This is a genomic window from Reinekea sp. G2M2-21 (assembly GCF_015687175.1).
Lineage (GTDB): Bacteria > Pseudomonadota > Gammaproteobacteria > Pseudomonadales > Natronospirillaceae > Reinekea.
Genome location: NZ_JADPQG010000003.1, coordinates 222,127 through 236,601, shown reverse-complemented (window position 1 = coordinate 236,601; position 14,475 = coordinate 222,127). Strand labels below are relative to the sequence as shown.

Genomic DNA, 14,475 nt, shown 5'->3' with positions numbered 1-14,475 from the left:
AAGGGCATCCATGCCTTGAATCCGTTGCGACGTGTCCGTCATGCCAGCCAAAGCAAATGCGACGGTTGGGTTATTTACACCTGATCAAGCTAAATAGAATTTGCTGGTTTGCATTAGTTATCGAGAAGCTGACGCATACTGTTTCATCGCTTTCCAAACGCCCGAGCGAGATAATTTCGTTCACCACGGTTGTTCAAGCAGGGAAGCTTGAACAAGTAAGCCGGCCATAAATGGCTGTCGTAAACGATCTGTCGAAGATGAAGTTGACGACAGAGAATAGTCGTTTGTGGCGGCTGGAATTGTTAAGAGCCATGCCTGGTTTGACCAGCCGGTTAGTCCCGTGACGACGTAAAAGATCTCCTGAAACCGTGCTATAGAAATTAAACAAAATATCTCGAATACACGCTAAATTCCCTTCAGAAAAGTGCCATTCGGCTCAGTGCAACGTCTTATGATTTTGGTTAAGGTGATCGTCGACCGCACCGGGGACGGTGCTCACGCCAGCGTTATTAAGGACTAAAACATGAACAGACTATTACCGTTAGTCGCCGCGGCCGCGTTGGTCGGGTGCAATGAAGTACCGACATCGGATTCGGACGATGTCAAAACCAGTGGTATTGAGGCGGAATTTTTTGTGTCGAACTCGGGCGATATTTATACCGTGCGCGCTGAACTGATTTTTGGTGACGATGAAGAACCGACCTATTTACTAGCTTCCGGCGGGGATGAACTCACGGCGACCTTAGCGGGTCAGACGAAAACGTTGCGTCGCAGTGGGCACGGTCACGAAGCGCAATTTTCGGCGGCAGATGGTACGTTAGTGATCGATTTTAACCGCACCGAATTTTTGTCAGCGCTGGGTTCTTCAATTCAGCTGACTGCAACCGGTAGTTTTTCCTCACCCTCAGAAGGGCAAACGTTCAATTACGACGAAGACGGCGTTGAGTTGCGTTTTCCGGCGTCGGTCGCGGAAGATTATAAAAGCTTAAACTGGACGGTTAGCTGTACCGCAAGCGGTGACACCGAGACTCGGCAGGGCAGCACTTCCCAAGGTTTGCAAGACGGTTTGGCTTATATACGCTTTTCAACGATTTTCAGCAATGGCCCTCAACTACTGGATTATCCCAGCCAGGGTTGTGAAGTGGCGTTTACGCTGGATAAAGACGTTACTGGTTCGGTCAGTGCAGAATTTAAAACCGGGCAGTTCAGCGGCCGTTTACGCAGTCACGTTTCAATCGTGGTTTTGCCGTAAAAAAAGGGGGCTCAAAGAGCCCCAAAAGGTCGAGGAGTACTAGAACCTCAAGTGAGGGTCTAATGCCAGCTGTGGGTCCTCCGCTGGCCCGAGGACAACATTTAGGAATCAAATGCTAAATTGAAAGTAGCCAGTCTTGTCTTGGTTTCTGTTCGCGTTGATACGCTTCGTCAAAAAGCGATGCCTGTTTCTGGTTCATCGGTGTCCATTTCGCATCTGGCCAGCTGTGTTTAATATCGGTTAACTCGGGTACCCAGGTCTCTTCTGTCGCTTCATTGACAGCACCCCAGGCCAAAATGGTTTTCGCGGCACGTGGGCTGGCAATAACACCCAAAGATGCCCGGTAACCCGGATGCTCGCTGACGTATTTGAAAACCTGATTAATTGACTGTGGCATTGGGTGACTCCTTGCTGATTTCTTGTTGGCGGTGAATATAGGGGGTCTTTGACCGTGACCAAAGCAGTATCCGCAAAGTAGCCATTTACGATACGAACAGTGGCATCATACTCACCAAGACTGTCTTTTTGATAAGTATTTTCGGTAGCAACCTGAGCAAAGAATACCGAATGAAACTGAATTGAAGCTGAAACTCGGTCTCACAAAACGCTGCCCGCTGTAACGGGCAGAATTTTTTGGTAGGTCAGGTCCGGTTTAAAGACTCAGCGATGTGCTGATATTCTGCGAGAACATCGGCATTGGCCAGCGCCGTCACATTTTTGGGGCTCTCGCCGCGCAGTATTTCTGTGACCGCCAGTTCCACTTTTTTCCCGGAACGGGTATAGGGAATGGCTGATACTGCCATGATATGTGCCGGTACATGGCGGGGCGTGGTATTCGTACGGATCTGTTTACGCAGCTGAGCCTTCAAGTCCTCGCCGAGAATGACCCCTTCTTGCAATACCACGAACAGGATGACTTCCATATCATCGTCTACCGGTCGACCGACGACGAGAGAGTCAGTCACGGCGTCAATCAGCTCCACCTGCCGGTAAATTTCTGCGGTGCCAATGCGTACCCCACCGGGATTCAGAGTAGTGTCGCTGCGCCCCAGTATGACAACTTGGCCCTGTGCATCGATGGCACAAAAGTCACCATGCGCCCAAACACCGGGAAAACGCTCGAAATAGGCGGCTTTATAGCGGGCTTGATCCGGATCCTGCCAGAATCCGATAGGCATGCAAGGCGCGGGCTGGGTGCAAACAAGCTCGCCCCGCTGGTCAATAACTCTGTGTCCATCGTCATCCCAGGACTCTACAGCCATACCCAGATTAGCCGCCTGAATTTTTCCGGTTACGACCGGTGACCAGGGGTTGCCTCCCACGAAACAACTGACAATGTCGGTGCCGCCGGAAATGGAATGCAGCATCATGTCCTTTTTGATGTTTTGGTAGGCCCATGCAAAGTCTTCAGGCGCGAGTGGTGAGCCAGTGGAAAAGACAACGCGCAACGCGCTGAGATCGTCTTGTGCCGGGTTCACCCCCATTTTACGGCAGGCTGAAAGGTATTTTGCGCTAGTGCCAAAGTGCGTGAAACGGTACTTCTCGGCGAGTGCCCAGAGTGAATCCGTTGCTGGGTACATGGGGTTGCCGTCGTAGAGGACCAGAGTGGCGCCGGTAACCAGACCCGAGGCCAGCCAGTTCCACATCATCCAACCGGTTGTCGTAAAATAGAAAAAAACCGATTGCTCGGATATATCACCGTGTAAACGCAGCTCTTTCATGTGCTGCAGTAGTGTTCCTCCGGCGCCGTGCATAATGCATTTTGGTTTGCCGGTGGTACCTGAGGAAAACAGAATATAAAGCGGGTGATTAAACGGAAAACGGACACACTCAGGTGCCGGGCGATCCTGAATGACGATATCCGCCAGGTTTACCGCATCAGGCAAATCATCAAGATTGGTGAGGATCGAGACCGAAATGAGGTGGCGCACAGAGCTGATCTTTTCTCGCAAAGCGTTCACGACATCTCGTCTGTCAAAGTCTTTGCCGCCGTATCGGTAGCCGTTGCCTGCGATTAAAACCGTTGGTTCAATCTGGCCAAAGCGGTCGTATGCGCCTTCAAATCCAAAGTCTGGCGAAGCCGATGACCAAGTCGCACCGAGATAAGTCGTTGCCAGCATCCCGATGATTGCTTCCGGGGTGTTGCCCAGGTAAGCACAGACTCGATCGCCCGCGCGGATGCCGCATTCCTGCTTCAGATACGCGGCCAGTTGCATGACTTGCTGGCGCAATTGTGCGTAGCTGAGCGTGCTGTCCGGTCGGGATTCACTGACATTAATTAAGGCAATATGCTCCGCTTGACCTATGGCCAGCAGATTTTCGGCGAAGTTCAGTGTGGCCTTTGGGAACCATTGAGCACCGGGCATAGTGCGTTGACCAAGAACGATGTCTCCCGGCTCACCGATAACGCCAGAGGTGTCCCATAGCGTGTGCCAGAAGGTGTCTAGGTGGTCGATGCTCGCCTGATGCAAACTCGCGTAGTTCGGGAAGTCTTGCCCGATACGTTGGCCGAATTCTGTCGCAAAAGCGGTCAGTTGGCATTGCGCTAGCGCAGTGGGAGTGGGCTGAAAAAGCACATCCGTCATAGTTTTCTCTCACGGTGTTTTTGTTATTTGCCGGTAAGGGTAAACGCAGAGCGCGTAAAGGCAAAGGCAAGCGAACTCGTCAATTTGTCTGGCAGACGCAACAGCTGTCAGAAATTTGATACGACTGCCCCAGGCTGTCCTTTCAGTTAGTCATTGCTGAATCGGTATATTCAGCGTGCAGCGAAGTCCGCCAAATTCGGACGGACCCAGGTCCAGCTGCCCGTTCAACCAGCGTTCCACGTAATGTTGAATGACATTTAGACCAGAACCCAGCAACTCGTTTGGTTTTGACGTGACGAATAATTTCAGTACGTCTTCGAACTGATCCTCATCCAGCCCCGGGCCGGTATCTTCTACTTGCACCGTTAACCATGGACCTTTGCGGGCTAATGACACGATCGTACGGCCAGATTGACAGTGTTCGAGGCCGTGGTTCAGCGAATTGGCGATTAATTCTTTCACCAACTGTGTCAGCAGTATCAGCGGCAGAGAAACCTCTTCGGTCGGGTCGTCTGTGCGCACTTCGAGATGATGCGGTGTGTTGCGGAACAGGGAATTGAATTGATTAAACCAATACTCCTGAACCACTGCGGCCGGCAAAGTCTGGACATCGTTGTCCGTCGCATCATGCACTTTTTGATCAAAGTGCCGGAAAATCCTAGATAGTCGGTCAGCGGATTTTTTTGCAGACTCCAGTAATGCCTGATCGGACTGGCCAAATTGTTCAGGTGTCAGCAGATTAATAAAGTTCAGCAAATTACCCACAGCACGGGTGCTCATGGGGACCAGACCTGAAAGCCGTTCGGCCAGGACAACCAGTTTCCGGTTGCCTTCAATCTGCGCTTCCAGCCGATGTACCTTGTCCAGAGCATTCATGGTCAGATCTTCGTTGGATGCCAGCGAATCCAGCGCCGCCAACAGAGTATCTTCCATTTTGCTGCGTACAATCAATTGGCCCAGTACGTTGGAGAATACCTTGACCGCTTCAAATTGTTCGGTAGTGAGAGGTTGTTGGTTAACCAGATTGTCAATAAATATCCAGCCAAAGAGCTCTTCACCGGAAAAAATAGCAGCCTGAATCAGCCAGCCATTGCCGACCGAACGGCCTTCATCGAGCAGATCGATGTTTTCGACAAGCCGTACACGGCCTTCGCGCTTGTGCAGTATATGTCGGTCATTTAAGGGCAGACGCAGGTCATGTTCATCGCGCAAATTGCCATGAACGTCCGTGCCCCAGGTGCCCAGTATTTCCTGGGTTCCCGGTTTGAACAGCAAAATACCAGCGCGATCGAACTTAAAAAGGTTCAATGAGATCAATACAGCCCGGCGAATGAGATCATCCAGGTTTTTTGCCGCTGCCAGTTCTTCAAACGCGTCATCCAGTAATTGCAAATAAGACATAAACCTTTTTGCCTGCCGGCCGATGATAGGGGTGAAAGAATAAGTCTAGCAGGGAATTGTGAAAGTATGAGTTTGCGAAGGTCGCAGAAGCTAACTAACCTGTTTAAGCCGTAGTGAGGAAGAGGGTAGACAATGTCGACAAATGAAATGTGGGTTGTGGTGCAGCTGAATGAAGAACCCTTGGCGTTTCCGGCAACCTTGATCAAGGAAGTTGTCCCCTGGCAGCCGTTAAACCCGGTCCCCAGTCAGGCCACCGGCGTGATGGGGCTGATTAGCCTACGTGGTGAAACTCTGGCGGTCATGGACGTTTTGCAAATGAATGGTCTGGGTTATGTAGAAAATCCGAGCTTCATGGTGGTGTTGGACTTCCCGGAAAGCCGGGTCGGCTTGGCGGTCGATAAGGTCGAGGGAGTGCAGTATTTTAACGCCGACCAGATGGATACCAACATGGCCGGCGGTTATATTCAGGGCACTATTACCCGGGAGGATCGGCTGTATCAGTTGATCAATCCCACGGCGTTAGAGCAACTGATGGCTCAGTTTACAGACGTTTCCGCTCTGGGCTCGATGGATTGATGATTGTGCCAAGCTGTTTCCAGTAAATTCCATAAGGCCAGCCTGTCTGCTTCACGTTCCCGTGTCCAGAAAAAGGGATGGGTCTTGCGGGACTTTCGGTCGAACCAGAAATTTCCGCTTTTTAACTTAATGCCTTGTTCCAAACACCAGAGAATCGTGTCCGCGCCCTGTTCCGGGGTGCGCAGTCGAGCCCCCAGTTTGTTCGTAAAGCCTGGTAGCGCTTCGGCTAAGGCGGCCGTCCCGACCCAACCGGGATGTGAGCAGGAAAATACGTAGCCTTTGATACGTTGCGCCAGTAATTGATTTAAAATCACCTGAGCCCGTTTTGCATTGGCGTAGCTTTTAACTTTGTCGTACTGCTTTTGTTGCCAGCTCAGATCCGATAAATCCAGTTTTTGCAGATACATTCCGCCGCTCGATACCCAATGAATGGGGCTTCTTGGCTTGATACGGCGTTCATCGATAAGTCGGCGCATTAAGAAGTAGTGGCCCACCACCTGTGAGGCAAAAATGGTATCGTACTGGCCGTCTATGATGGTGAGCTGGTCCGGCATGCCACCTGCGTTTAATACCACACCATCGAAATAGCCAAAACTGGCCGTTAACACCTGGGCAAAGTCGGCGAGGTCTAATGCCACAAAATGTACGCCTTCTACGTCAGCGAAAGCAGTGTTGAAATCTTTGTCGGTGCGGGCGGTTACCGTGACACGTGCACCCATATCCAGTAAGCCGCGGGTTACCGCTTCGCCGATACCCCGTGTTCCGCCCGTCACCAGGAAGTGCTTGCCGGCCACCGCTGTCGGGTTCAACGCAGAAAAATGCCGTGCGTGGCGCTTAAACCCGGTTTGGTCAAAGGAATAAACAATGCTGTAATCTTTTAACTTGTCGAACATGGGAAAGACCCGCTGAACATTTGCAAGCTATACGCACAATGACCGATTCTGGTTCATTAAACCAGCAATGATAACCGCGTTGCAGACTGCATTTTCTTTGCACATTTGCATGTTAGTGTCCTGAGTCGGAAGTTCGACTAGTTTCAGAGCGAATGGGAAGCGCCAGTACAAGGCGCTCTTTGTAGAGAATATCGAGATCTTTTCAAGAAGAGCAACGCCGTAATAGTGTTTGCCATTCGCTCCCTTCGGGCGCGACATTCAAGCTCTCTAGCGTTGTTCTGTCTCTTGTTAATGGAATAACCATTGACTGCGACACACGCCTAGCTATAAAGCTTGAATGGCACGCTGAATTCATGCGAACTTCCTACTCAGGAAACTAGTCTGTGTTTGTTATGGAGCAGGCTCAGCTCGATTATCGTTGAGCTGACAGTGTTATATTGATGAAAGAGTGAAATATTGCCTATGTTCGTGTCGATTCGGACGAAACTGTTTATTGTGATCGTATTGGCCAATGCCTTGATGGTCAGTGTCTTGTTGGCGTTGAATGCTGCAACGTTTAAACGCAGCTTCAGTGACTATGTGGCCAGCCAGGAATCGCGTCGGATGCAGCCGCTGCTGTTGAATATCGCCGATGAGTACGAACGTCAAGGCAATTGGCGTTGGTTGCGTTGGGATAATCCGGGCTGGATCAATGTCGTGCAGAGCTCTTTTTCGGCGCGCGACTTACGATCGATGGATCGCGGTCAACCCGGTCCAAGGCCGGGCGACATGCCGATGAATAACCGTAATTTCCTTGAACGCTTGATTATCCGCGATACTCGGACTGGGCAGGTATTACTGGGTCGAAAAAAGGCGCCGGATCAGATGGTTTGGTTGCCAATTGTATCCGCCGATGACGTTGTAGTGGCGGAACTTGGGTTTGAAACCCGCACGCGCCTGGATGCTGAGTTTGATCAGGTGTTTGCGGAAAAACGGCAACGGGATCTGATTTACATCGGCGCGCTGGGGTTGTTGATTGCCGGTGCGTTGGCCATACCGTTTTCCGGTTGGCTGGTCAGGCCGGTTCGTAAAATTACCCGCGCGGTTCGGACCATGACCAACGGGGACCTGGATGTCTCGGTGAGCGTAGCGGGTAACGACGAACTCGGCCAGTTGGCTGCCGACGTAAACCGACTGTCTCAGACGTTGCGGAAAAACCATGAGGATCGTCAGCAGTGGGTAAGTGACATTGCCCATGAACTGCGCACGCCGGTGGCGATTTTTCAGGCCGACATCGAAGCCGCACAAGATGGCGTTCGCAAAGTCGATGCAGCGTGGCTTGAGTCGATGCACAATCAGGTGGTGCGGCTGACGCGGTTGGTCAACGACCTGCATCAGTTGTCCCAATCGGATGCTGGCACGTTGTCTTATCGATTTGCGCCAATTGATTTGGGCGCATTGGTCGACAGCGCGGTTGAGCAGTTCCGTAAATCCTGCGAACAATGCCACATTGATGTCCATTGGCAAACGCCGCCCAAACCCATCTGGGTGCGCGGTGACGATAACCGTCTGAACCAGTTGTTGACCAATCTGGGGCAGAATACCTTGCGTTATACCGATGGTTCCGACGCACGCCATGGCCACCTGAAAGTCACCGTTACCGAACGAGCGGGATGGGTCGACATCGGTTGGAGCGATTCAGCGCCGGGCGTTGGTGAGCAGGATCTGTCTAAACTGTTTGATCGGTTGTATCGCGTGGATGAATCCCGTTCACGCGACAGTGGCGGAAGTGGCTTGGGATTGGCCATCGTGAAAAGTATTGTGACCGCGCACGACGGCACGGTTGTTGCCAAGCACAGCGAGTTGGGTGGCCTAACCGTAACGGTTTCGCTGCCCACTCAGAAAGCAAAGGATATTTAAGATGAGCCATGTTTTAATTGTGGAAGATGAAAGCCATTTGGCTGGGTTGGAGCGAGACTATTTGCTCAATGCTGGGTTCGAGGTCACGGTCATTCATCGTGGCGACGAAGCGTTGGTCTGGTTACAGGACAATACGCCAACATTGGTCGTGCTCGACCTGATGCTGCCCGGTGCCGACGGCTTGGATATCTGCCGGGCGATTCGCCGCAGCGGTGATGTTCCAATCATCATGACCACTGCTAAAGTTGAAGAAGTTGATCGCTTGATCGGTCTGGAATTGGGCGCCGATGACTACATGTGTAAACCCTTCAGTCTGCGTGAGTTGGTTGCCCGGGTAAAAGCGGTATTGCGCCGCTTTGAGGCGTTGCAGAAGCCGCAAACCACCGATTCGGGGGCGCTGACCCTGCAAGCAGAAAGTGCCACGGTACGCTTTGGTGAACAGCAGGTGGAGTTGACGATGGTGGAAGTGAACCTGCTCAATCTGCTGATGACGCATCCTCGTCAGATATTTTCGCGGGATCAGATTATTGACCGTATTTATGATGACCGGCGGGTTGTGTCAGACCGGACCATCGACAGTCACATCAAAAAACTGCGGAAAAAATTGCTCAATCTGAATGCGGAGCATGACTACATTCATTCCGTCTATGGTGCCGGCTATCGTTTTCAACCGGTGCTTGAATAGTTCGGGCGATCAGGCAAACAACGACGGGCTTATGTAGTGTTTAACATCAATTCCGCCGGTGCCATTGGGCACTTCCGAGGCGATTTCGATGGCGCTGTTTTCCGGTTTGGCCAGGTCAACGAGTGTCGGTCTGGGCAACTTCTGCCCTTGCGGCGTGGTGACCACCAGAACCAGCGGCCGGGCGTTGTCGGCTTCATTGGCTTTGATGACCACCGCAAGTTGGCCCATTTTTAACTCCACCAGACACCCGGCGGAATAGAAGCCAATGCAACGGACAAATTCGCGGGCCAATTCGCGATCAAACTGTGTACCTGCATTGTCCATGATGATTTTTAACGCCAGATAAGACGTTTTGGGCTTGCCATAGCAACGCTCACTGGTCATGGCATCGTAGGCGTCGACGATGGCGACGATCTTGGCGTAATAGGAAATGTAGCCCGCAGAAAGGCAGCGTGGATAGCCCTGACCATCAATCCGCTCATGATGACTGTGTGCCACGTCTACCGCATGACGCTGATCACCACTGGTCGACATTAAGATGTTTCGACCATAGGTGGTGTGTTCAGCCATGATAAAGGCTTCTTCTTTGGTGAATCGGCCAGGTTTGTTCAGAATTTCCAATGGAATTTTGCTTTTGCCGACGTCATGCAACAACCCGCAGAGCGCGATGATCTTAATTTCAAATTCCAGTAGTCCGAGATGTCGGGCAAAGGTGGCACACAGAATACAAACGTTCATGCTGTGCTCTGCGGTGTAGGCGTCCTTGTTTTTAATCATCGCCAAAAAGCGCAAGGCGTCTTTATTGCTGAGCACGCTTTCCACGATGGTCGCGACCTGATCGCGGCATTCTTCCATATCCAGCGCACGCCCAACTCTGAGTCCATCCATGATCGCGACCGCCATACTGCGTGCCGAATCGAAGGTCAGCATGGACGATTTCACCGCTTGTTCGAAGCTGACCTGGTTGATGTAGGTGATTTTCTTTTTAGTTGCCGGTCCACGCATGCTCTCTGGCAATGTCGCGGCATGAGCGCCGTATTTATTCTTCTTTGGTCCGCTGTCACTCGCTGCTGAGGCGTGGTGTTCTCGCAAGCGCTCGACATGTTCAATGCGCGCTTGAATCACCACCTGTCGGCACTGGCGCTGTAACTCCAGAATGTCTTGTTGCGACTCGATGATAAAGCCCTGCAAGAGGAAATTGGTTTCTTCCCATGGGCGATCCAGTGCGACCACATGCATGCCAATTTCCAGTTTTCCGACGGCTATCGTCACATCTTGGAATTCAGTACTCTTCATTAATGCCTGCCGACCTGTATCTGTTTTTATTCTTAACATTGCCGCGACTTCGGCGGAAGCAGAAATTACCTGACAACGAGGCAGATGCTGCTGGCAACATTTTTATATGGGCCAAGGTGTTTGCTTGGGCCTTGGTCTTTAGTATAGCTCAGCGATCGTGTCAGCCCTTGAGATTGGCTTCTCAACGGGCTGATATTTCCGTGTTGGGTTACAAATTGAAATCAGCTGTCATGGTTGTGTTGTTTTGTACCTCGACATTCTGGGCTTGATCGGCAATAAACGTGACATCGTCATCAACTTCCGGGTCATCTGCCGGATCGCACGCCAAATGCAGGGTATAGCTGCCCGGAGTCAGGAAACCGAGTTCATATTGGTACTCCGACGCCGAGGTATCTACCCAGGCCACCAAATCTGGTCCGGCGTCACCGAAGACATCGTCAGCCGTCTGGTCCGATCCAGCAAAGGCGTAAACAGCCATTGTTGCACAACTGTTGTCAGCGAATATATTTCCATCGACGATTCCCGAGACATGCCCCACCTGGGCGTTGTCGATCAGGCGCATGACCGGTTTGAGTTTGTAGCCTCCATTGCTCAGAACGAGCCCTTTATACAGGTCAACATCCACCGTGAAATTGGCGGCTGCGTTTGCCGGTACGGAAAAGCCTGAAACTAGTTTCAGCTCGCCGGATGGTATGGTGATTTCGTGTGGAGTATCGCCGATCATGACGTAGCTATCGCCATCATCTTGAGTGTTTACGTCCAAACGCAACCACTGATATTCGCCCGCCGGAAGTGACCAATCACTGACCAGCTCCATGCTTTGTGCACCTGTTAGAGACAACAGGTCAATGCTTTTGGCTTCAGGTTCGTTATCGTCTCCCAAAAACACAAATTTCTGCTGCCCATCCGGCCCTTTAATGGTGACACCGGCAACGGATAAAACGACATTGTCCGCATCGGTTACCGCGGAATCGGTCAGTTTCAAGCTCAAAGTGCCTGAATCTTCAGTAAAACAACTGCTCAGACCGACGGTGGCGAGCAGAGACAGAGTGAGGGTTTTTCTTAACATGACGAATCCTTACTGCTTTGTGTTGTGTGACTAAGCATACGCTCATTTTCCAGGCAAAAACAAAAGTTCATCTGTGTTTTGAGAACTGTTTTGTCAGGATTGTGTCTTTGCACATTTCGTCCCTATTCGCTGCACTTTTAAGGACGAAACTGTCTCTCGTACCAGGCAATAGTGCCTGACAGAATTTTCACCGCAGGAGCATTATTATGAAAGCATTAAACAAAACACTGATCGCCACCGCCATTGCCGTTACTCTCACCGCCGCAGGTGCTAGCGCCTTCGCCAAAGGTGGCATGGGAGGGCAAGGTGACCCGGCGACACGCATGAGTTATATCTTCACGCAATTGGAACTGACTGAAACGCAACAAACCGATGTGCTGGCTGTCTTGGAAGCGGTTCAGGAAGAGCACCGTCAGGCCATGTGGGACCAGATGCAGGCGTTGCGTGATCAGGAAGATCGTCCAACTCGCGAAGACATGCAGGCATTGCGAGATGCCCAGCAAGCGGCACAATCCCAATTACTGACCGACAAGCTGAACACCGTGCTCAGCCCGGAACTGACCGCAGAATTAGTCAAATACCTTGATTTCCATCGTGGTCCGGGCATGGGAGGTAAGCAGGGCGGTCGTGGTGACGGAGATCGTCAAGGACCGGGTATGGGGCAGAACATGGGGCCCGCTCAGGGCGCACGCTCCAACTGATCGGTTCCCTTTTTCCAGATTACTGTTTGGGCCACCTTCGGGTGGCCTTTTTTGGTTTACGAGGGTCCCAGCCGGAAATGGCTAACAAGATTAAGGGTGCGCGCGCGACTGAGTTATAATCTATCCGGTTGACTGTGCATATGTGTCCTATAGTTAGGCTACTGTGTGCCGCTAACCTCTGTATCCAACTGTGGTAAGGATAAATCTGTGACTTCTAAAGCTGAGCATTCTCAGGGCTTATTGTTGTTTCGGTTGCATAACAACCGTCAATTTGCGCTGGGGACGCTGAAAATCCGCGAACTGGTGCCCTATAAACCGGTTACGCCGATGTTGAACTCGCATCCCGGGGTGATGGGTGCGGTCACCATACGTGAGCAAACCATCCCGATAGTCGATATGGCTCAGGTGATTGGGGCAGGGGCTATTCCGGAGTCAAAACTCAAGCATTCCTTTATTGTGGTGACCGATTGCCAACGTAAAGTCATTGGTTTTCTGGTGGATTCCATTGAACGCATTGTTGAGACCAATTGGCGGCAGATTAAATCGCCGGATCGCAGTCTTGGCAAAGATATCTTCATTACCGGAACCGTTGATGTGAAGGGTGAGCTGGTGCAATTGATGGATGTCGAAGTACTGCTGGAACGTATTTACCCCAGCGACCCCAGCATGATTAAAGCCACAGTCACCGACGTTGAACGGGAACAGCTGAAACCACTGAATATTCTGGTGGTGGATGATTCCCGCACCGCTCGCAAACAGTTAACGGATGTCCTGAGCTACCTGAATATTCCTTTCGAAGTGACTGATAACGGCCAGCATGCATTGGATATTATGCATAAGAAAGCCAGTGCTGGACGGCCTATTGATTTGTTGGTCAGCGATATTGAAATGCCGGGTTTGGATGGCTACGAACTGACTTTTGAAGTGCGCAGTGCTCCGGCGCTGGCTAACGCCTACATTATTTTGCACACGTCGTTGTCGAGCGAAATTTCGGTTTCTCAGGCGAAGCAGGTGGGGGCAAATGAGGCGTTAACCAAGTTTGACGCTAAGGAATTGGTGACCGCCATGTTGCGGGGGGCGCAGCATTTAAGCCGGCTTTAAAACGCGTATTGCGTCGGCCGGTTGTTGGTCAACGCAACATCGATAGAATCAGTCCCGCATATTGTTGAATTGCAAATCCTGTTCGATCTTCTTGTTTTCCCGCAACATGGCCATCACGGCTTGAAGGTCATCGCGTTTTTTACCTTCCACACGGACCTTATCGCCCTGAATATTGGCTTTCACCTTGATGCCACTTTCTTTGATCAGTTTGACGATCAGTTTCGCGGTGGCTGACTCCAGCCCGTTTTTGAATTTCATGTTTAACGTGAAGGTTTTGCCGGTATGAATCGGATTGTCTTCTACATCCGCATAACCTGCGTTAATGCCGCGCTTGATGCAGTTGTTGGCGGCAATGTCCTGTAACTGTCGGACTTGGAAATCGGATTCACACTTAAGGGTGATGGTGTCTTCGCCGGTTAATTCGATGCTGGCGTTCACACCACGGAAGTCAAAACGGGTGGCCAGTTCGCGGTTGGCGTTGTCCACGGCATTTTTCATTTCCGGCTTATCGATTTCCGACACGATATCGAAAGTTGGCATTCGTCAGTCTCCAGATTAGATAATTGGGCCGGATTATAACAGCCCGAACGCCTCGCGAAACCCGTTTTAGCTGTTCAGTCGCTGGATTTGCGCGCGGCAATCGGCTTCGGCTTGCGTCAGCTCTTCCAGCGTTTTTTCCAGATCCTGTTTTTGCTGCAGCAATGTCTGTTTATGTCTGCTCAGGGTTTCCAGGTACTTTTCCAATTGTGGCCGTTCATCGTCCGGGGTTTCGTACAGATCAACCAGATGCTGGATTTCGTCGAGACTGAAACCAAGACGCTTACCGCGCAGAATCAGTTTCAGGCGCGCTCGGTCCCGTTTGCTGTAAATTCGTCGCTGTCCGGCTCGGGTTGGCGTCATCAGACCCTTATCTTCATAAAACCGGATGGTACGGGTGGTGATGTCAAATTCGTCCGCGAGGTCCCGGATACTGAATTGTTCTGTCAGGTGGTCAATGGTCATCAATACGGCGTCTCG

14 protein-coding genes are annotated in these 14,475 nt (G+C 51.4%); 6 read left to right on the top strand and 8 right to left on the bottom strand.

What is annotated here, in order from left to right; translation table 11 throughout:
* Positions 1 to 523 precede the first annotated feature (523 nt).
* A complete protein-coding gene (locus IYN85_RS13385) occupies positions 524 to 1,252 on the top strand; it encodes a hypothetical protein (protein ID WP_196159413.1) in 729 nt (242 codons plus the stop codon).
* A gap of 115 nt (positions 1,253 to 1,367) precedes the next feature.
* On the opposite strand, the gene IYN85_RS13380 is transcribed toward IYN85_RS13385, so the two are convergent.
* The 3 genes from IYN85_RS13380 to IYN85_RS13370 form a co-directional block, all read right to left on the bottom strand.
* Complete coding sequence (locus IYN85_RS13380) at positions 1,368 to 1,649, bottom strand: hypothetical protein (protein ID WP_196159412.1); 282 nt, start codon at positions 1,647 to 1,649, stop codon at positions 1,368 to 1,370.
* A gap of 244 nt (positions 1,650 to 1,893) precedes the next feature.
* Entirely contained in the window at positions 1,894 to 3,837 is a 1,944-nt protein-coding gene (locus tag IYN85_RS13375) for an acetoacetate--CoA ligase (RefSeq protein WP_196159411.1), read from the bottom strand.
* A 150-nt stretch (positions 3,838 to 3,987) separates the two neighbouring features.
* Positions 3,988 to 5,238, bottom strand: a complete 1,251-nt coding sequence (locus tag IYN85_RS13370) for a HAMP domain-containing sensor histidine kinase (protein WP_196159410.1) — start codon at positions 5,236 to 5,238, stop codon at positions 3,988 to 3,990.
* Positions 5,239 to 5,370: 132 nt separating this feature from the next.
* Between IYN85_RS13370 and IYN85_RS13365 the strand changes: the two genes are divergently transcribed.
* A complete protein-coding gene (locus IYN85_RS13365) occupies positions 5,371 to 5,814 on the top strand; it encodes a chemotaxis protein CheW (RefSeq protein ID WP_196159409.1) in 444 nt (147 codons plus the stop codon).
* Here IYN85_RS13365 and IYN85_RS13360 read toward each other — a convergent pair.
* Complete coding sequence (locus IYN85_RS13360) at positions 5,775 to 6,707, bottom strand: SDR family NAD(P)-dependent oxidoreductase (RefSeq protein ID WP_196159408.1); 933 nt, start codon at positions 6,705 to 6,707, stop codon at positions 5,775 to 5,777. The two genes, IYN85_RS13365 and IYN85_RS13360, sit on opposite strands and share 40 nt — an antisense overlap.
* Before the next feature lie 462 nt (positions 6,708 to 7,169).
* On the opposite strand from IYN85_RS13360, the gene IYN85_RS13355 reads away from it, so the two are divergent.
* Both IYN85_RS13355 and IYN85_RS13350 read left to right on the top strand, forming a co-directional pair.
* Positions 7,170 to 8,606 carry an ATP-binding protein gene (locus IYN85_RS13355; RefSeq protein ID WP_196159407.1) on the top strand — a complete coding sequence of 479 codons (1,437 nt, stop codon included), beginning with the start codon at positions 7,170 to 7,172 and terminating at the stop codon, positions 8,604 to 8,606.
* Position 8,607: 1 nt separating this feature from the next.
* Positions 8,608 to 9,291: a response regulator gene (locus tag IYN85_RS13350; RefSeq protein WP_196159406.1), complete on the top strand. Its 684-nt coding sequence runs from the start codon at positions 8,608 to 8,610 to the stop codon at positions 9,289 to 9,291.
* A gap of 9 nt (positions 9,292 to 9,300) precedes the next feature.
* On the opposite strand, the gene IYN85_RS13345 is transcribed toward IYN85_RS13350, so the two are convergent.
* Positions 9,301 to 10,626, bottom strand: a complete 1,326-nt coding sequence (locus IYN85_RS13345; protein ID WP_196159405.1) for an HD-GYP domain-containing protein — start codon at positions 10,624 to 10,626, stop codon at positions 9,301 to 9,303.
* A gap of 169 nt (positions 10,627 to 10,795) precedes the next feature.
* On the bottom strand, positions 10,796 to 11,656 hold the full coding sequence (locus IYN85_RS13340; RefSeq protein WP_196159404.1) for a DUF4382 domain-containing protein: 861 nt from the start codon (positions 11,654 to 11,656) through the stop codon (positions 10,796 to 10,798).
* A 206-nt stretch (positions 11,657 to 11,862) separates the two neighbouring features.
* Here IYN85_RS13340 and IYN85_RS13335 point away from each other — a divergent pair, with 206 nt between their 5' ends.
* Entirely contained in the window at positions 11,863 to 12,357 is a 495-nt protein-coding gene (locus IYN85_RS13335; protein ID WP_196159403.1) for a Spy/CpxP family protein refolding chaperone, read from the top strand.
* Between the two features lie 207 nt (positions 12,358 to 12,564).
* Positions 12,565 to 13,458, top strand: a complete 894-nt coding sequence (locus tag IYN85_RS13330; RefSeq protein WP_196159402.1) for a chemotaxis protein — start codon at positions 12,565 to 12,567, stop codon at positions 13,456 to 13,458.
* Between the two features lie 48 nt (positions 13,459 to 13,506).
* Here IYN85_RS13330 and IYN85_RS13325 read toward each other — a convergent pair whose 3' ends face one another.
* Both IYN85_RS13325 and IYN85_RS13320 read right to left on the bottom strand, forming a co-directional pair.
* Complete coding sequence (locus tag IYN85_RS13325; protein ID WP_196159401.1) at positions 13,507 to 13,998, bottom strand: YajQ family cyclic di-GMP-binding protein; 492 nt, start codon at positions 13,996 to 13,998, stop codon at positions 13,507 to 13,509.
* Positions 13,999 to 14,064: 66 nt separating this feature from the next.
* Positions 14,065 to 14,460 (bottom strand): MerR family DNA-binding transcriptional regulator, encoded by a 396-nt coding sequence (locus tag IYN85_RS13320; protein ID WP_304627155.1) that lies wholly within the window; start codon positions 14,458 to 14,460, stop codon positions 14,065 to 14,067.
* Positions 14,461 to 14,475 lie beyond the last annotated feature (15 nt).